The organism is Roseomonas gilardii (assembly GCF_001941945.1).
Taxonomy (GTDB): Bacteria; Pseudomonadota; Alphaproteobacteria; order Acetobacterales; family Acetobacteraceae; genus Roseomonas.
The window spans coordinates 151,796-170,000 of the sequence record NZ_CP015583.1; the positions used below are offsets into that span (position 1 = coordinate 151,796).

17 protein-coding genes and 1 other RNA gene (1 of these 18 only partly in view) are annotated in these 18,205 nt (G+C 68.8%); 6 read left to right on the forward strand and 12 right to left on the reverse strand.

The annotated features are described in order from the left end of the window. The first annotated feature begins 37 nt into the window (after positions 1-37). The gene (locus RGI145_RS00695; protein WP_075796827.1) at positions 38-805 is read left to right on the forward strand and encodes a class I SAM-dependent methyltransferase; all 768 of its coding nucleotides are present in this window, start codon (positions 38-40) and stop codon (positions 803-805) included. A 204-nt stretch (positions 806-1,009) separates the two neighbouring features. Continuing rightward, positions 1,010-1,150 (forward strand): hypothetical protein, encoded by a 141-nt coding sequence (locus tag RGI145_RS24875; RefSeq protein ID WP_156878391.1) that lies wholly within the window; start codon positions 1,010-1,012, stop codon positions 1,148-1,150. A 316-nt stretch (positions 1,151-1,466) separates the two neighbouring features. Here RGI145_RS24875 and RGI145_RS00700 read toward each other — a convergent pair whose 3' ends face one another. Then, positions 1,467-2,390, reverse strand: coding sequence for a Bpu10I family restriction endonuclease (locus RGI145_RS00700; protein WP_075796828.1), 924 nt, complete (start codon positions 2,388-2,390; stop codon positions 1,467-1,469). 18 nt (positions 2,391-2,408) lie between these two features. Next, on the reverse strand, positions 2,409-3,650 hold the full coding sequence (locus tag RGI145_RS00705) for a DNA methyltransferase (RefSeq protein ID WP_167668208.1): 1,242 nt from the start codon (positions 3,648-3,650) through the stop codon (positions 2,409-2,411). A 138-nt stretch (positions 3,651-3,788) separates the two neighbouring features. Between RGI145_RS00705 and RGI145_RS00710 the strand changes: the two genes are divergently transcribed. Further along, entirely contained in the window at positions 3,789-4,622 is an 834-nt protein-coding gene (locus RGI145_RS00710; RefSeq protein ID WP_237183153.1) for a pirin family protein, read from the forward strand. 357 nt (positions 4,623-4,979) lie between these two features. On the opposite strand, the gene RGI145_RS00715 is transcribed toward RGI145_RS00710, so the two are convergent. From RGI145_RS00715 to RGI145_RS00760, 10 genes are all read right to left on the reverse strand, one after another. Next, positions 4,980-6,917, reverse strand: coding sequence for a DNA polymerase III subunit gamma/tau (locus tag RGI145_RS00715; protein ID WP_075799715.1), 1,938 nt, complete (start codon positions 6,915-6,917; stop codon positions 4,980-4,982). A 78-nt stretch (positions 6,918-6,995) separates the two neighbouring features. Further along, positions 6,996-7,092, reverse strand: an RNA gene (ffs, locus tag RGI145_RS00720) — signal recognition particle sRNA small type. Positions 7,093-7,145: 53 nt separating this feature from the next. Next, the gene (locus RGI145_RS00725) at positions 7,146-8,060 is read right to left on the reverse strand and encodes a PfkB family carbohydrate kinase (protein WP_075796831.1); all 915 of its coding nucleotides are present in this window, start codon (positions 8,058-8,060) and stop codon (positions 7,146-7,148) included. Positions 8,061-8,091: 31 nt separating this feature from the next. Beyond that, positions 8,092-8,577, reverse strand: a complete 486-nt coding sequence (locus RGI145_RS00730) for an L-2-amino-thiazoline-4-carboxylic acid hydrolase (protein ID WP_075796832.1) — start codon at positions 8,575-8,577, stop codon at positions 8,092-8,094. A gap of 74 nt (positions 8,578-8,651) precedes the next feature. Further along, positions 8,652-10,139, reverse strand: a complete 1,488-nt coding sequence (locus RGI145_RS00735; RefSeq protein ID WP_075796833.1) for an FAD/NAD(P)-binding protein — start codon at positions 10,137-10,139, stop codon at positions 8,652-8,654. After that, on the reverse strand, positions 10,136-11,776 hold the full coding sequence (locus RGI145_RS00740; protein ID WP_075796834.1) for an ABC transporter ATP-binding protein: 1,641 nt from the start codon (positions 11,774-11,776) through the stop codon (positions 10,136-10,138). Before RGI145_RS00740 ends, RGI145_RS00735 begins: the two co-directional genes overlap by 4 nt. Next, positions 11,776-12,609 (reverse strand): ABC transporter permease, encoded by an 834-nt coding sequence (locus RGI145_RS00745; RefSeq protein ID WP_027281478.1) that lies wholly within the window; start codon positions 12,607-12,609, stop codon positions 11,776-11,778. The genes RGI145_RS00740 and RGI145_RS00745 overlap by 1 nt, the downstream gene beginning before the upstream one ends. 8 nt (positions 12,610-12,617) lie before the next feature. Then, complete coding sequence (locus RGI145_RS00750; protein WP_075796835.1) at positions 12,618-13,595, reverse strand: ABC transporter permease; 978 nt, start codon at positions 13,593-13,595, stop codon at positions 12,618-12,620. A gap of 4 nt (positions 13,596-13,599) precedes the next feature. After that, positions 13,600-15,219 (reverse strand): ABC transporter substrate-binding protein, encoded by a 1,620-nt coding sequence (locus tag RGI145_RS00755; RefSeq protein WP_075796836.1) that lies wholly within the window; start codon positions 15,217-15,219, stop codon positions 13,600-13,602. A 164-nt stretch (positions 15,220-15,383) separates the two neighbouring features. Next, a complete protein-coding gene (locus tag RGI145_RS00760; RefSeq protein WP_075796837.1) occupies positions 15,384-15,596 on the reverse strand; it encodes a hypothetical protein in 213 nt (70 codons plus the stop codon). A gap of 275 nt (positions 15,597-15,871) precedes the next feature. Between RGI145_RS00760 and RGI145_RS00765 the strand changes: the two genes are divergently transcribed. From RGI145_RS00765 to RGI145_RS00775, 3 genes are all read left to right on the forward strand, one after another. Then, positions 15,872-17,143 (forward strand): DNA recombination protein RmuC, encoded by a 1,272-nt coding sequence (locus tag RGI145_RS00765; protein ID WP_075796838.1) that lies wholly within the window; start codon positions 15,872-15,874, stop codon positions 17,141-17,143. A 34-nt stretch (positions 17,144-17,177) separates the two neighbouring features. Beyond that, entirely contained in the window at positions 17,178-18,074 is an 897-nt protein-coding gene (locus RGI145_RS00770; protein WP_075796839.1) for a LysR family transcriptional regulator, read from the forward strand. Positions 18,075-18,135: 61 nt separating this feature from the next. After that, a protein-coding gene (locus RGI145_RS00775) for a M14 family metallopeptidase (RefSeq protein ID WP_075796840.1) crosses the window boundary here: on the forward strand, positions 18,136-18,205 show its beginning. 1,706 nt of this gene lie beyond the right edge of the window; only the first 70 of its 1,776 coding nucleotides appear in the window; its start codon is at positions 18,136-18,138; the stop codon falls past the right edge of the window.

Consider the following 18,205-nt stretch of genomic DNA (forward strand, 5'->3'; position numbering starts at 1 on the left):
TGCAGGAGGTATCCGCCAGACAGGGAGAACAGCCGGCATGAGCCACGCGCAGCACGTCTTCGCCGCCGCCCAGTACGGGGCGCGGGCCCAGGACTATGTCACCAGTGCCGTCCACAGCGCCGGGGCGGATCTCGACCGGATCGAGGAAGCCCTGCGCGGCCGGTCGGGGGCGCGCGTGCTCGATCTCGGCTGCGGCGGCGGGCATGTCAGCTATCGCGCCGCGCCTCATGTGGCGGAGGTCGTGGCCTGCGACGTGACGCCGGACATGCTGCGGGTCGTGGCCGCCACGGCGGCGGAACGCGGCCTGGCCAACATCGCCACGCAGCAGGCGCCGGCGGAACGGCTGCCCTTCCCGGATGGCTCCTTCGACTGGGTGCTGTGCCGCTTCACCACGCATCACTGGCAGGCGATGGAGGCCGGGCTGCGCGAGGCGCGGCGCGTGCTGGGGCCGGACGGGCGCGCGATCTTCATCGACACGGTGGCGCCTGCGGAACGGGCGCTGGACACGCATCTCCAGACCGTGGAGCTGCTGCGCGACGCCTCCCATGTGCGCAACTACAGCGTCGCGGAATGGGTCGCGGCGCTGGGCCGCGCCGGCTTCGCGGTGGAGGGGATGGGGATGCACCGGCTGCGGATGGAGTTCCCCGTCTGGGCCGCCCGCACCCGCACCCCGCCGGAGATGACCACGGCGATCCGTGCCCTGCAGGACGGCGCGCCGCCGCAGGTGCGCGCGCATTTCGCCATCGGCCCGGATGGCAGCTTCGACATTGAGGTGGCGAGTTTCAGCCTGCGGGCCACGCTCTGACCGTGGCGAAAGGCCCGCCCGGCATGGCGGGCCGTTTCGGCGCCGGTATCCGTTTGGGCATGAAGCTGCGCCGGGCCAACCCACGCTCCAGGCAGGCCGGAGCATCCCAGGCGGGCGGCAGATGGCCCGGCCGCTGCGCGCCTTCCTCGACCATCTCGCCCGCGCGAGGCTAGGCTGAGGCTCCCTCTGGCGGAGAAGAGACCCATGGCCGAGCCCCCGGTCGAACCCATGGTCGAGATGGTGATCGAGCAGCGCCGCCGGGACCTGGGCGGCGGCATCGAGGTCGGGCGCATCCTGCCCTTCGCGAAGCGCCGGATGGTCGGCCCCTTCGTCTTCTTCCCCTAGAGGGGGGTTACACCTTATCCTGAGCGCCTGATCAGGGGTGCATCCCATGCCGAAGGCCTACAGCTACTTGAGGTTCAGCACGCCGGAGCAGGCGCAGGGCGACAGGCGGCACGGATGGCACGGGAACGAGCCGAAGCGGCAAAGAACACTCCGTTGGCAAGTCGTGCAGGGCAGCAGGTGATTCCGAAATCATCCCCGCCGGTCAGAAGGTTCGGCCGTTGAGACTGCTCCTGTTGCAGCCGTCCCCGCCGAACCTTCATTCCCGACAACAAGGACAAGAATTCACTTCGCGTAGCAGCTTCACAAGATTGGAATTTTAGAAGTAGCCACGCCCGAGCACTACATCCAGGGTATCATCTTCCTTCTCCGGGAAACACTCATTGAGATGATGGATGAAGCGTTGAAAACTACTGAGGTGGAGCGGATTGTTATCGAGGAACTTTTCATAGGAGTTGCGGGCTTTCTGACGCCCTGTCGCTGTGCGGAACTGGTCGCGCACGTTCGAAGCAAGACGCTTCGCCTTCCTCAACACGATTACTTCGTCGATAGATGTAAGTTTCGTCGTGATAGGCGTCATGTCGAGGTATTCGCATAGCAGGATGCACCGTGCCCCTGGTACAGCCCTCTTCAGCTCGTTCGCTGACTGGGATGCTTCCTGGAACATGGTCTTATCAAGGTTGGTCTTAATCTCCGTGGCAAAATGAGAAACGTAGAACTTGCTGGTAAAACCCTTGCCGCTAGAAGGTTCGTCGCTGATGGTGATGCTATGTGTCTTGGCAACGGCGAAGTCCTGGTCCTTCATTTTCAGGAACACGCCACCCGTCTCAAGAGCCAGGAAAGGAGAGCCGAAACTCAAGCCTGCGAAGGAAGCTTGAGGGCCGCAGACCACGTTCTTGACTCGATCAAAACCTGGGACGAGACGAACATCGAAAAGATAAGGAAGAAACTCCTCCAGAATACTGTTCGATAGCTTGAGCTGCCCATTCTGGCGATAAAGAAAGTTTTCATCAGAGTCGTAAATAAGTTCGAGATCGATGTAGCGTTTATATTCATTGAGGGCGGAGATCAGCACTTCAAGTAGCGCATCCCCATCACCTTGTGCCGTCCGTAGGGTTCTTACCCAGTCCTGATATCGGCCGACTGCTTCTCGTACTCTCGCCTGATCGGATTCCGGCAGACCTCCGTTTGAACTCAGGGCACGAAGTTTATCCCCGTGCGTTGCCGGATGAGTGACCTGCATTGATACTTCTTCGCCTTTCTACTTCGATACCATCAGGGCTGCGGGCGGGTGTATGGTCAGTAGTCGGGAAGGCTCGATCTCTCCTGCTGCATCCATTGCCGCCTCGAGGGTGGTGCGGTTCTTTTCCGGGACAGTAGCGAGAGCAGCACCCAGTGCGCGTACCCCAACTGAACGGGCGAAAGCAGGGTCGATGCGGTCATGCCCCGCACATTCCGCCACGATCACATCCTCGTAGATACGAGCCCCGAACCGATTCGTGAATACCCGCTCAGCAGACCGACGGAGCTTGAAGGCCCCAGCATGCTCCATCAGCTCCACGATGAGATCGCTATTCCGAAAAGCCGCTCCGAGAACATTCGACTCCCGCCCGACGACCATTAATACTGGAGCGCCAGTAATACACACGCGCGACATTTCATCGAGCGTTTGAGATATATCAAGACAATATTGCACGGCAGTGCGAAATCGGTTCATGCGAAACTTTCTATTTGCTCCGATTTCCGACTGTGCCGCCTCCAAGGGGTGCCAACCTAGAAGTTCTGTCGCGGGCCGGTAATTCTGATGGTAATTGAATACATTGATGTAGGGTGGCGATGTAATTACAGCATCAATTGATTGATTTTCGAGGGGTGTGGAGCGAGCATCTGCAAGATGGCAGATACCTATGCCTGAGTAAGAGTCTATCTCGCTCAACAGCGTCTCGATAGCAATCAGTCCTCGTAGTGCGGCATCCGTTGTCCATGTAGGCTTATCGCCCATGCCGAGAAGGACGGCGGCCGCCACACAGAGGCGGAGCATGATGTCGTGCTCCGACGAATGGACTACTGCCAGAACATCAGCAGGTGATGTCCCATGCGAAAACAGATCGCTAGTCCGTGACAATCCTTCGCGCAGGGTGCGCAGGTTATTACGGGTGGATAGCTTCGCGGCAGGGTTTTGGGCGCAGAATGATACAAGGGCCGCAAGGTGCCACGCTGCCGGATTCACTTCTGTCCCAAATCCTGAGCCACCACGTTGCGCCACTTCATACAGGACGGTGCCGCTGCCACAGAATGGGTCGAATACTCGTGAAGCGGTGGGACATACGGTTTCAAGAAGGTATTCTATCAACTCCGGAGAAAACTGCCCTTTCCAGGGAAGGCGGCTAGTGCGAGAGCGACTTGTGATGTTAAGGCGCGATTGCTCTAGGCGAAGATCTTCTAGCTCTGGTTGTGAGGGCGCCATTGAAGGGGCAACATACATTTGCGGCGTCGTCTCCAAGATCGACTTTAGAAATCCTTCCCAGGTATGCCCTCTCCACCGCTTCACAGGAAGCACGGTCGCATAGTGGTCAGCGGTTACATGCCTGACCATCGCTGCGGGCAAGGTGAATAAGGCTGCATCCCACAACAGTCGAGAATGGACCCAGATGGGGATGTAACCCCTATCGAGGGCTTCGACCATATGGGGCCGATCGACCTCGCCCCCGGCATCGACCGGTCGCTGGACGTGCGGCCGCACCCGCATATCGGCCTTTCCACCGTGACCTATCTCTTCTCCGGCGAGATCATGCACCGCGACAGCATCGGCTCGAAGCAGCCGATCCGCCCGAACGAGGTGAACTGGATGACGGCGGGGCGCGGCATCACGCACAGCGAACGCTTCGAGAAGGCGCGCGCCGAGGGCGACCGCCTGCACGGCATCCAGGCCTGGGTCGCGCTGCCCACCGGGGCGGAGGAAGCCGATCCCGCTTTCTCCCACCATGCCGGCGCCGACCTGCCGCAATGGAGCGAGGGCGGCGTGCATGGCCAGGTGATCGCCGGCAGCGCCTATGGGCTGACCGCCGCGGCGCGCACGCATTCGCCGCTCTTCTATGTGCATCTCGGGCTGGAGGCCGGGGCGCGGGCCGAGATCCCGGCGGGCTTCGCCGAACGCGCGCTCTACGTGGCTACGGGCGCGGTGGAGATGGGCGGCGTGCAGTACGGGCCGGGGCGGATGCTGGTGCTGGGCCAAGGGTCGGGACGGGGCGAATCCTCGCTCCGCGCCATTGGCGAGGCGACCGTCATGATCCTGGGCGGCGAGCCGGTCGGGCCACGCTACCTCTACTGGAACTTCGTCTCCTCCTCGCGGGAACGGCTGGCCCAGGCGGCGGCGGACTGGCGCGCCGGGCGCATGAAGCTGCCCGATGCGGACGACCAGGAATTCATCCCGCTGCCCGACGGGCCGATGCCCTCGGCGCCCGCCATGTCCTGAGGCGTCGCGCTATCGGATGCCTCCGTGGGAGAGGCGCTGCCTCTCCCACACCCTCTCCGCCGGGGACCGAAGCCGGTCCCCGGACCCCGGGCTTTCGTGGGCGCTGGTGGCAGCCGTCAGCCTGACGCCCTTCCCTGGGAACAGGTGGATCAGCGGGGCTCCGAGGAAGAAAATCATCATTTCCGCGCTGGCGGCATCGGCAGTCGCCGGAGAGCGATGCTCTCCGGCGCGATCCGGCGTCAGCAGGCGCCAGCGAATGGGGTCCAGGGCGCGCAGCGTCCTGGCGGATAAGGGGGCACGGGGGAAAAGGCGGAGCCTTGTCCCCCGGGACAGAGCGACGCCGGACCGCCGTCCGGATCAGTCGAGATCGTCCATCCCGGCGGGCTCGGCATCCGGCGGGGCGAATTCGCGCTCGTCGCCTTCCTCCATTCCGGCGGTGCCGAAGGCGGCTTCCTCGGCGGCGGCGGGGGGCAGGCCGTATTCGTCCAAGCTGTTGTCCCGCACATCGGCGATTTCCGCACCGGGGAAGGCGGCGAGCACGGCCTGCACCAGCGGATGGCTCTCGGCCAGTTCGCGGGTCTGCGCGGCGACGGCCTTGCCTTGCTGGGCCAGGGTCGGCTCTCCTTCGGCATTGGAGAGCACCACGGTCCAGCGCTGGCCCGTCACCTCGTTCAGCAGGGCGGTGAGCTGGGCGGCGAGGTCGCGCGGCGCCTGCGGCGTCGGGTTCAGTTCCAGCCGGCCGCGCCCGAAGGAGACGAGGCGGACGCTGTGCACCAGATGGGCGTGCAGCATCGGCTTGCGGCCCGAGGCCAGGGCCACGACCTCGCGGAAGGAACCGGGCTGCGGCGCGGGCGCGGCCTCGGCATAGGCCACCGCCCCGCCGCCGGCTGCGGCCATCAGGGAACCGCCGCCGCCACCGGCCATGCGGGCACCGCCATTGGGGGCGGGGCCACCGCCCGGCGAGGGCGCACGGGCAGGAACGCCGCCGCCTTCCTGCAGGCGGCGCAGGATCTCGCCCGGCGTCGGCATCTCCGCCACATGGGCGAGGCGGATCAGCACCATCTCCGCCGCCGCGCGGCGGTCGGGGGCGAGGGCGATCTCCTCCAGCCCCTTCAGCAGCATCTGCCAGGCGCGGCCCAGCACGGGGATGGAAAGCCGGTCCGCCAGGGCGGCGCCGCGGCTGCGAAGCTCCTCCGGCAGGGTGGGGTCGTTGCGCAGCGCCGGGACGGCGCGTAGCCGGGTGATCTGGTGTACCAGATCGGCGAGGTCGGAAAGCAGCACGCCTGGATCGGCGCCGACCTCGTGCGCCCGGTCCATGGCGGCGAGCATGGCGGCGACGTCGCCGCGCATGGCGGCCTCCATCACGTCCAGCACCAGGGCGCGGTCGGCGAGGCCCAGCATGTCGCGCACCGCCTGGGCGGTGACGCCGGTGCCCTCCTCGGACAGCGCGATGGCCTGGTCCAGCAGCGAGAGACCGTCGCGAGCCGAGCCGTCGGCGGCGCGCGCGATCATGGTCAGCGCCTCGGGCTCCAGCCGAGCGCCCTCCTTCTCCGCGATGCGGGAAAAGAGGCCCGCCAGCTCCGCCTGTGACATGCGGCGCAGGTGGAAGGTCTGGCAGCGCGACAGGATCGTGGCGGGGACCTTGCGCAGCTCCGTGGTGGCGAAGATGAAGCGTACCCCGGGCGGCGGCTCCTCCAGCGTCTTCAGCAGGGCGTTGAAGGCCGGCCCGGAGAGCATGTGCACCTCGTCCAGGATGAAGACCTTGCAGCGGCCCTGGATGGGGCGGAAGCGCACCTGCTCCCGCAGCTCCCGCACATTGTCCACGCCGTTGTTCGAGGCAGCGTCCAGCTCCATCACGTCCGGGTGCCGGTCGGCCAGGATGGCGCGGCAATCGGGGCAGACGCCGCAGGGCTCCACGGTCGGGCCGCCCTGGCCGTCCGGCCCGGTGCAGTTCAGCGCGCGGGCGATGATGCGGGCGGTGGTGGTCTTCCCGACGCCGCGGATGCCGGTGAGCATGAAGGCATGGGCGATGCGGTTCTGCGCGAAGGCGTTGCGCAGGGTGCGGACCATGGCGTCCTGCCCGACCAGGTCCGCGAAGCTGCTGGGCCGGTACTTCCGGGCGAGGACGCGATAGGGCTGGGCCGGTGCTTCCAGGGGGGTATCCAGGGGGGGCTGGGCGGCCGGCGGGGGCAGGGGGCCGGGCGCCGGAGAGGACGGGGCCTCCCCGAAGAGGCCGGGGCCCTCGGCAGGCGGCTCGGGGATCTCGTTCTCGGTCGAGGGAAGGTCGCTGGGCATCCGGTCCCGGGGAAAGGGCGTCGTGGACGACAGGTGGGGCGACTGCGGAACCGGCGGGGGAAGGCGGTCCTGCTCGGGGTGGAAGACCGACACACGACCCGGGCGGAAACTCGTTGCGGCTGCTTCCTTCCGGACCTGACCGGGTTGGCGAGGCGCCCGTCCGCGGCCGGCCTTCCGTGGCGACATATGGCGGTTCCGGGGGTGGATGGCAACCGGGGGGGGACGGGGTCAGCCGAGGCGGGACAGCACCTCCGCCAGTGTGGGCGCGCCCAGGCGTCCGCCGGGGCGCTCGCATTTGATGGCTGCGGCGGCATGGGCGAAGCGCACCCGCTCCCCGGTGCCGAGGCCGCGCACCAGCCCATGGACATAGGCCCCGTGCCAGATGTCGCCCGCGTTCAGCGTGTCCACCGCCCGGATCGGCTCCACCGGGAAGGGCTGGAGCGAATCCGGGGCCGCGCGTTCCCAGACCAGGGCGCCCTGTGCGCCGAGCGTGACGCCGACGACCTCGGCCCCGGGCAGTTCCGCGACAAGGCCGCGCAGCGCCTCGGCGGGCGGGCGGCCGCCGGACAGGGCATCGAGTGCGACTTCGGACAGGAGCACATGGTCGGCCAGCGGCATCAGGCGGCGCAGGAGCTCCGGCGGGGCGAGGTCCGCATCCAGCACCGTGGGCACGCCGCGGTCGCGGGCATGGCGCATCGCCACCTCCCCGGCATCGGCCCAGCGCATATCCACCAGCACCGCCCCGGCGCCGTCCAGCCGTTCCAGCGGCAGGGCCACGGGGGCGGCGTAGAGGCGGGGGTCGAAATAGGGCACCACCAGCCGCTCGCCGGCCGGGTCCACCAGGATGGCCGAGACCGGCGTGCGGGCGCCTTCCAGTTGGAGCAGGTGCCCGACATCGATGCCGTCCGCCGCCAGGTTGTCGAGGCAGGCCTGCCCGTTGGCATCCCGCCCCACCAGGGACCAGAGCTCCACCGGATGGCCGAGCCGGGCGATCGCGGCCGCCGCGCTGACCGCCATGCCGGAGGCGATCTGCTGCATCCCGCGCGGCAGGAGCTTCACGCCACGGCCGGGGATCTCGTCGACGAGGAAGCTCGTCTCCCACAACACGCCGCCGATGCAGATGACACGTCCGTCGCTGGCCAAGTCGTTTCCCCGCCCTTTCCCGCTGCCCCTGTCAGGCGGCGTCTTCCTCGTAGTGGTAGCGGAAGTCGCAATGCGAGGCGCCGCCCATGATGGTCTGCGTCCGCTCCATCTTCAGCTTCGGGTCATAGCCCTCGCAGAAGGCGCCGTCGCGCTGGCAGGAGAGCAGGTGCCCGATCTCGCCCAGCCCCATCGCCTTGTACATCTCGGCATAGCGGCAGCGGGTGACGTTGAAGGCGAAATGCGTCGCGTCGCGGCCCACCGTCTCGATCTCCAGCGCCCCGCCGGCGGTCCAGTGGCGCTGGATGTCCACGAAGCTCTGCAGGCTGGTGCCGCCGGGGGCGGAGGCCGCGAATCCGGCGGCCTGGGCGATGGCGGAGCGGCGGACGGATTCGGCGATCAGGTCCTGTGCCTGCTCCCGTCCCAGCTTCGCCTTCAGCGTCTCATAGACCTCCTTCAGCAGCTCCGCCTCGATGCGGCGGCGCTCGATGATCGGGGTGACGGTCTGGTTTTCTGACATCGGAAACTCCCCGGAACGCTTCCCGTCCAACGATCATGGGGCGGCGCGCTCCCGCTTGTTGTCTGCGGAGCGGTTCAGCCGGAAAGGCGGCGCCGCTCCGGCGGCACGAAATAGGGCGTCGGGGCCAGTTCCGGCTCCTCGAACGCCACCACGGCATCGTAGTGCCGCCCGACCTCCTCGGCGAAGAGCGCCTGTCCCACCTCCCGCGCCAGGGTGGTGCAGCCGATGCCCACGGCCGGGATGTCGCCGGACAGGATGCCGTGGCTCGACGCGGCGGCCGGCCCCAGCAGCCGCAGCCGCGCCAGGGCGCCGGCGAGCGGCGAGGCGGGGTCGCGCGGCGTCAGCTCGAAGCCCTCGCCCAGATAGGGGGCGCGGGCCAGTTCCGGGTAGCGGGCTGCTTCCTCCGGCGCCACGCGGTCGCCCCAGAGCTGCATCGCGTCGCGGAAGGCGGCGAGTTCCGGCATGCGTGCCGGATCGACCGTGAAGCCGGTGCCGAAGACTACCGCGTCGAAACGCTGCGGCCCTTCCGCCGTGGTCACGGTCACGCCTTCCGCATCGGCCGCCACGTCGCGCCAGCGCGCGTTGAAGACGAGCCGGAAGCCGGGATGACGTTCGCAGCGGAGCACGGATTCATGCGGTGGCGGGGAGGCCTCGCCAGCGGTGTAGGTCAGGAAGCGCCAGCGCGTCGCGTCGTCCAGCCGCCCGAAGCCACGCAGGAAGCCGGAGAAGACCATGCCGCGCGTCTTGTTCACCTGCGGCAGGAAGGCGCGGCGGGCGAACATGGCCACCTCGGCGACGCCCCCTTCCAGCGCCGTGCCGGCATTGTCGAAGGCCGAGGCATTGGCGCCCAGCACGGCGATCCGCCCGCCCCGGAAGCGGGTGAAGTCGATGGCAAGGTCCACCGAGTGGAAGACCCGTCCGGTGGCCCGCGCCGCCGCATCCAGACCGTTGGGGAGGGAGGGGAAGGGGGGGATGTTCGGCCCGCCCACGCCGTCCCGCCCGCCGGCCAGCACGACCTGCCGGCACAGCAGGCTCTCCGCGCCATGCGGGCCGCGCAATTCGGCGCGCAGCAATCCCCCCGATCCCGGAGCCGCCACCAGTTCCAGCGCAACGAGGGCGGTGTCGTTCTCCACCGGGATCGCCGCCACGTCGCGCACCCAGAGGAGATAGGCGAGCCAGTCCAGCCGGTGGATCTTGTACAGACCCTCCCAGCCCTCCGCGCCATGCTGCGCCTCCCACCAGGCGCGGAAGGTGAGGGAGGGGATACCCAGGTCCGGCCCGGTCAGGTGCTTGGGCGAGCGGAGCGTTGGCATGCGGGCATAGGTGCCCCAGGGGCCTTCCCCGCCGCGCGGGTTGCGGTCGATGACGCGGATGTTGCGGATGCCGTCGCGGATCAGCGCGAAGCCGGCGGTCTGGCCGAACATGCCGCCGCCCACCACCAGCACGTCCAGCACGGGGGCGCCGTCGGCGGCCGGGATGCCGAGCGGCCAGTTGGCCGGCGGGTGGTTCAGCCGGGCGAGGTCGCGCCGGACCTCTGCCTCCAGCGCCGCGAGGCCGCTCACGCGATCTCCTCCGGAACCGGGGTGAGGCCGGATGGCGGGGTCCAGCCGCGTCCCGGCACCGAGGCCAGGAGCGACTTCGTGTAGTCGTGCTGCGGATCGCCGAAGACCTGCACCGCCGTGCCCTCCTCCACCACGCGGCCCCGGCGCATCACCGCGATGCGGTCGCAAATCTGTGCGGCGACGCGCAGATCATGGGTGATGAACAGCACCGAGAGGCCCAGCCTCTGCCGCAGTTCCGCCAGCAGGCGCAGCACCTGCGCCTGCACCGAGACGTCGAGGGCCGAGACCGCCTCGTCCGCCACCAGCACCTCGGGCCGCAGCGCCAGCGCCCGGGCCAGGCCGATGCGCTGGCGCTGCCCGCCGGAGAATTCGTGCGGGAAGCGGTCCATGGCATCGGGGCGCAGCCCGACCAGTTCGAACAGGTCGCGGGCGCGGGCCATGGCCTCCGCGCGCGGCGTGCCGTGCACCATCGGCCCCTGCGCCACCAGCTCGCCCACCTTCCGGCGCGGGTTCAGCGAGGCGAAGGGGTCCTGGAAGACCATCTGGATGCGCTTCGTTTCCGCCCGCATCTCACGCGCCGAGAGTTTCGCGAGGTCGGTGCCGCCCAGCCGGATGCTGCCCTCGTCCGGGTCCAGCAGCCGCACCACGCAGCGTGCGAGGGTGGACTTGCCGGAGCCGCTCTCCCCCACGATGCCGAGCGTGCCGCCTTTGGGCAGGCTGACGCTGACATCGTCCAGTGCCTTGACGATGCGCCGGTTGCGGCGGAAGAGCCCCGCCTTGCCATAGGTCTTGCTCACCCCGCGCACCATCAGCGCCGGCGCGGCACGGCGCGGCGGGCCTTCCGGCGCGGTGGGGCGCAGTGGCGGCACGGCGGCGATCAGGGCGCGGGTATAGGGATGCTCCGGCCGGTTCAGGATGTCCCCGGCCTCGCCCTGTTCCACCACCACGCCCTGCCGCATCACCGCGATCCGGTCCGCGATCTCCGCCACCACGCCGAAATCATGGGTGATGAACAGCACCGCCGTGCCGTGCTTCGCCTGCAGGTCGCGGATCAGCGAGAGGATCTGCGCCTGGGTGGTGACGTCGAGCGCCGTGGTCGGCTCGTCGGCGATCAGCACTTCCGGCTCCAGCGCCAGAGCCATGGCGATCATCGCGCGCTGCCGCTGCCCGCCCGACAGCTCGTGTGGATAGGCTTTCAGCGCCCGCTGCGGATCGGGGATGCGAACCTCCTCCAGCAAAGCGAGCACCCGGCGCTCGATCTCCGCGGCATCGAGGTCGGTGTGGATGCGGAAGCTCTCGCCGATCTGGTCGCCGATATTGCGCAGCGGGTTCAGCGCCGTCATCGGTTCCTGGAAGATCATGGCGATCCGCGCCCCGCGCAGGCGGCGCATCTCCGCCTCGGACTTCGCCAGCAGGTCCTCGCCCGCCAGCAGCACCTGCCCGGCGGCGACGCGCACGCCCTCGGGCAGCAGGCGCATCACCGCGCTGGCGGTCATGGACTTGCCGGAGCCGCTCTCGCCCACGACGTAGAGGATCTTTCCCTTCTCCAGCGTCAGGGTCACGTCCTGGAGGGCATAGGGGCGGTCGGCGCCGGGCGGCAGGGCGACGGAAAGGTCGCGGATCTCCAGGCAGTCCATCAGCCCCGCCCCTTCAGCCGGGGGTTCAGCGCGTCGTTCAGCCCCTGTCCCACCAGGGAGACGGCCAGCACCGCCACCAGGATCGCCAGGCCCGGGATGGCCGAGACATACCACTGCGCCCGCAGCACGCCCTTGCCCGCGCCGATCAGGTTGCCCCAGGAGGCGATGTTCGGGTCGGAGAGGTTGAGGAAGGCCAGCGCGCTTTCCAGCAGGATCGCGGTCGCCATCACCACCCCGGCATAGACGATCACCGGGGGCAGGGCGTTGGGCAGGATCTCGCGGAAGATGATGCGCAGGTTGCCCATGCCCAGCACGCGGCAGGCCTGGACGAATTCCCGCTGCCGCAGGCTCAGGAACTCCGCCCGCGTCAGCCGCGCCGTGGCGGGCCAGGAGACGAGGCCGATCGCCAGCGTGACCGTCACGATGTCGGAGCCGAAGACCGCCACCAGCACCAGCAGCAGCAGGAAGTTCGGCAGGGTCTGGAAGGCCTCCGTGACGCGCATCAGCGCATCGTCCACCCAGCCGCCGTAATAGCCCGACAGCGCCCCGACCACGATGCCGATGGCGATCGAGATCAGCGTCGCGACGATGCCGATCAGCAGCGAGACGCGGGCGCCGTAGAGGATCTGCGCCGCGATGTCGCGGCCCGAGGGGTCGGTGCCCAGGGGGAAGCGCGGGCTGGCGCCGGGCCATTGCAGCGGGCGTCCGGCCAGGCGCAGCGGGTCGTCCGGATAGAGCAGCGGCGCGGCGAGGGCGGCCGCCACCACCAGAAGAAGCAGCAGCAGGCCGATCACCGCCGGCGGGCTGCGGAGATAGCGTCGGAAAGCGTCCATGGCCTCGTTCAGCGGTCGGCGGCGATGCGCGGGTCGAGCTTCGCGTAGAGCAGGTCCACGCAGAAATTCACCACGATCACCAGCAGGGCGGAGGTGAAGACGATGCCGAGCAGCATGTTCAGGTCCCGCTGCACCACCGCGTCATAGGCGAGGCGCCCGAGGCCGGGCAGGGCGAAGACGCTCTCCACCACCACCGAGCCGCCCAGCATTGTGCCGGCCTGCAGCCCCACCAGCGTGATCATCGGCAGCAGCGCGTTGCGCAGCGCGTGGCGCACCACCACGCCGGTCTCGCCCAGCCCTTTGGCGCGGGCGGTGCGGATGAAGTCCTGCGTCATCACCTCCAGCATCGCGGCGCGCATGATGCGGAGATAGGTGGCGAGGAAGATCAGGGCCAGCGTCGCGGTGGGCAGGACGAGGTGCCAGGCGATGTCGAGCGCCCGGGTCAGGCCGGTATGGCCCGCGCCGATCTCCTCGAACCCCCCGGCCGGAAGCCAGCCGAGATTGACCGCGAAGAGCACGATGCCCATCAGCCCGAACCAGAAGGAGGGCGTGGCGTAGAAGACCAGCCCCAGGGTCGAGATCAGCGTATCCGGCCAGCGGTTCACCCGCCGCGCCGCCAGCACCCCCAGCGCCGTGCCGGCGGCGAAGGAGAAGCAGAGCGAGGAGCCCATCAGCAGCAGCGTGACCGGCAGCCGCTCCCCGATCACCCGCACCACCGGCTGTCCGTAGATGGCGGAGTAGCCCAGGTCGAAGCTCAGGAGCCGCATCAGGTAGCGGCCGAGCTGCACCGCCACCGGGGCGTCGAGCCCGTAGAACTGGCGGAGCTGTTCCATCTGCACCGGGTCGCCGCCGCCTATCTGCGCCATCAGCGCATCCACCGTGTCGCCGGGGGCGAGCTGGAGCAGCAGGAAGAGGCCGACCAGGATGATCAGCAGGGTCGGCAGGCTGGCCAGCAGCCGCCGCCCCGCGAGCGCCAGGACCCGCACCGGATCAGCCGGCGGCGAGCCAAGTGTCGTGCCAGTCGCCGGAGCCCCAGCGCGGGTAGTTCATGCCGTTGCGCACCCGCTTGCTGGCGGCGGTCTGGAACTCCCGCTCGGTGATCATCCAGATCGGCAGCGCCTCGTTGATCTCCTTCGTCCACTCGGCATAGAGCGCCTTGCGCTTCGCCGGGTCGAGCTCCGCCGCCGCCCGGTCGGTGAGCTCGTCGATCTTCTCGGACTTCCAGCCCCACTGGTTGGTCCAAGGCGCGCCCTTCGGGCTGCCGGAGCGGTACCAGACGGTGGTGGAGACCGCCGGGTCGCCGCGATACTGGTGCCAGCCGGTGGCCAGGTCGAAGTTCCAGTCGCGATAGACGGCCGAAAGGGCGCCGGCGATGTCGAGGTTCACGATCTCCACCCGGATGCCCACGGCCTGCAGCGACTGCTGGACATAGGTGGCGAGCAGCGGCACGTCCTCGCCGTTCTGGATGGGCACGAGGCGCAGGGTGAAGCGCACCCCGCCGGCGCTGCGCCTGTACCCGGCCTCGTCCAGCAGCGCCTCGGCCTTCTTCTTGTCGAAGGCATAGGGGAACTTCACGTCCGCCGGGTAGAAGGCGGTCGAGGAGGAGGGGATGGGGCCGTTGGCGGGGCGGCCCTGGCCGTAGAGGAAGTTCTCGATGAAGAAGGGCACGTCGATGGCATGCGCGATGGCCCGGCGCACCCGGACATCCGACAGCTCCTTGCGCCGGTGGTTGAATTCCAGCGTGTTGTTGAAGGCATTCGCCTCCGTGCCCCGCGTGGTCACGGTGAAGCGGTCGTCCTTCGCCAGCCGGTCGAGATCGGCCATCGGCAGCCCGTTATAGGCCGAGACCTGGATCTGCCCCGATTCCAGCGCCGCCGAGGCCGCCGAGCGGTCGTTGATGAAGCGCCAGACGATGCGGTCGAGATAGGGGAAGCCCTGGCGCCAATAGTCCGGGTTGCGTTCGGCGATCACGTACTGGCCCCGCTCGTACTGCACGAACCGGAAGGGACCGGTGCCGACCGGGGCGGTGTTGGCCGGGTTCTCCAGCACGTTGGTGCCGGCGAAGAGGTGCTTCGGCACCACGTAGCCGAGGTCGCAGAGCGCACGCAGCAGCAGGTTCAGCGGCATGGGCTGGGAATAGCGGAAGACGGCGGTGCGCTCGTCGGGCGTGTCCACCGCCGTCAGGTACTGCTGCAACTGGGTGGAATAGTTGAGCTGGGTCTTCCACAGATCCATCGCGTTGTACTGCACGTCGGCGGCGGTGAAGGGCTTGCCGTCGTGCCACTTCACGCCCTCCCGCAGCCTGAAGGTGATGGTCTTGCCGTCCGGCGTCGCCTCCCAGCCCGTGGCCAGCACGCCGACGGGCTTGCCCTCGGCATCCAGGTCCACCAGGGATTCGATCATCTTGCTGGTGATGATGTAGACGCCGGTGGAGGCGCGCAGGGCCGGATTCAGGATGCGCTGCTCGCCCGCCAGATGCGCCGTGAGCACGCCGCCCCGGGTGACGCCGGCGGCCCCGCCGGAGGCCTGGGCCAGGGCGCGGCGCCCGAGGAGCGTGCCGGCGACGAGGGCCGGGGCCAGCAACAGGGCATCGCGCCGGGTCGGCTTCATGGTCGCACCTTCCGATAACAGAATCGTAAGGGGCCACGATAATCCGTTTTGCCGCGCCGTAAATCACGACGAACTGACGTTTTTTGGAAGATTACACGATCTCTCCGCAGGATGGAGGAGCCGGTCCGGGGGGGCGGTTCCTGCTTCCGCCCCGCGGCGGCGGATCAGCGGATGGGGGACGAAGCGGACGGCCCGCTGGTTTCCCAGGGCAGCACGGCAGGCGGGCCTTCGTTCAGCGCGACACGGACAGGCAGCCAGGCGGCACCGTGGTCCACCTGATCCTCCATCACCTGGAGGGCGGTCAGATAGACCACAAGCAGCGTGCCGGTGACAGCCAGCGTCCCGAGGAGTTCGGGGAAAAGGCTTTTCCTTCGCATGGGGCGTCCTCATGAGGGGGGATCACAAGGGGCAGGATCGATCCGGGGCCATTACTGAACCGTTTCATGACAGCCGCAACATAAATCCTCCCGCGCGGGCAATCCGGAGATCATTCTCTCCCCGGTTGCACTTCCGGGCACCGACGGGGGGAAGCGATGGCCGGTTTTGCCCTTGGGTGGGCAGCGTGCGGAGTCCATAAGGGAATAAGGGGAACGAAACGCGTCCTTCCCCGCCGAATCCGCCGCGACGGCACCGAGTCTCTGGGAGTTCCGGATTGGAAAACTGGCTGATCCTCCTTCTGGCCCTGCTGCCCGGCCTGGCGGCGCTGCTCCTGCTGCTCTTCCGCCGCCCCGCCCCCGCCGCCCTGCCGGCAGAGACGCTGATGCCCCTGGTGGAGCGGCTGGGCGCGATCCAGTCCGGCGTCGGCGAGCAGCTGGCGCAGCAGGCGCGGGAGGTCGGCGCGGCGCTGTCGGCGCAGAACCAGCGGCTGGCGGAGGCCCAGGCCCTGGCCGCGGAGCGGGCGCGGATGCAGGAAGCGGCGCTGGCCGAACGGCTGGCGCAGGCGACCCAGGTCATGACCGAGAGCCTGATCGAGCAGGGCCGCCGGGTGAACGAGGCGGTGGCGGCGCAGAACGAGCGCCTGAACGCCGCGCTCACCGGGCAGAGCGAGCGGGTGGCGCGCCAGCTCACCGAGCAGTTCGCCGCCACGCAGGAGACCGCGAAGGCCATCGGCGAAAGGCTGGCGGTGATCGACGCGGCGCGCAGCAATATCGAGGCGCTGGGCGCGCAGGTGACGACGCTGTCGGGCATCCTTTCCAACAAGCAGTCGCGCGGCGCCTTCGGCGAGGTGCAGCTGCGCCGGCTGGTGGAGGACCGGCTGCCGGCGGACGGCTATTCCTGGCAGCACACGCTGAGCAACCGGCACCGCGCCGACTGCCTGATCCACCTGCCGCACCCGCCCGGTCCGGTGGTGGTGGACAGCAAGTTCCCGTTGGAGGGCTGGCTGACGCAGCGCGATGCCGAGGGGCGGGAGCGCGACCTCGCGGCCAAGGCCTTCGCCAGCGACATGCGCAAGCATGTCGGCGACATCGCCACCAAGTACCTGATCCCCGGCGAGACGGCGGAGGGGGCGCTGCTTTTCGTACCCTCCGAGGCGATCTATGCGGAGCTGCACGCCACCCAGGCGCCGCTGGTCGAGGAGGCGGCGCGGATGGGGGTCTATATCGTCTCGCCCTCCACCCTCTGGGCCGTGCTCGGCACGATGCGGGCGCTGATGCAGGACGTGCGCATCCGGGCCGAGGCCCGGCGCATCCAGGACGAGGTGAAGCGCATGGGCACCGAGGTCGGCCGCCTCGACACGCGGGTGGCCAAGCTCAAGAAGCATTTCTCCGACATGCAGGACGATGTGCGGATGATCGACATCACCACGGAGAAGATCGTTCGCGCCTCCGAGCGCATGGCGGCGGTGGAACTGGAGGAGGCGGCCGGCGCGCCGCCCGCCGTCTCGCTGGCAGAGGCCTCCCCGGCCTCCCTGCCGCGGGCCTGAGCGCGCCCCGTGCCGGCCTTGTCGGAGTAGGTTCATGCTCGATCCCTTGACCCTGGACCAGCTCCGCGTCCTGGTGGCGGTGGCGGATACGGGCAGTTTCTCGGCCGCCGCCCGCAAGCTGCAACGCGTGCAGTCGGCGATCAGCCAGTCCGTCCAGGCGCTGGAAGGCACGCTGCGCCTGACCCTCTTCGACCGGTCCGAGAAGAAGCCGCGCCCCACCGAGGCGGGGCGGGTGATGATCGCCGATGCGCGGCGGCTGCTCGACAACGCGGCGGCGTTGCGGGAGCGGGCGGCCAGCATCGCCACGGGGCTGGAGGCGGAACTGACCGTGGCGGTGGACCAGCTCCTGCCGCTGGATGCCATCATGTCCGCGCTGCGGGCGATGAGCCTGGAATTCCCGCAGCTTCAGGTCCGGCTGCTGACGGAGGGGGTTGGCGCGCCGGAACGCTATCTCCGGGAGGGGCGGGCACATCTGGCCGTCTATGCCACCGCCGTCACCGGGGCCACCGACCTGGAGCGCGAGTTCCTGACCGACGTGGCCATGGTGCCGGTGGTGAGCAGCATGCACCCCCTGGCCGCGATGGAGGGACCCCTGTCGCGTGACGTGCTGTCGGAGCATGTGCAGCTCGTGCTGACCGATGTCTCGGAACAGACCGGCTGGTCGGTCGGGGTGGTCAGCCATCACATCTGGCGCTTCGCCGACATGCACACCCGACTGGAATTCCTGCTGGGCGGCTTCGGCTGGTGCAACATGCCGCTGCATCTGGTGAAGCCGCATCTCAGCGGCGGCGCGCTCAGGCGCCTGCATCCCAAGGAGCGGGATGGGTTCAGCGTGGCCTTGTCCGTGGTGCACCGGCGCCAGAGCCCCCCGGGCCGGGCGGGACGCTGGCTGATCGAGCATCTGCGGGACCATCTCGGCAAGGGCGGCTGAAACCGGGCGCGGGAAGGGGGGCGGATCGCCGCCCGCACCATCCCGTGTCAGGATGGCCGCCATGGTCATCCTCGCCGACGTCGTGATCCCGCGCAGCCTGGACCTCCTGATCGCGCGCTGCCTCGGCGATG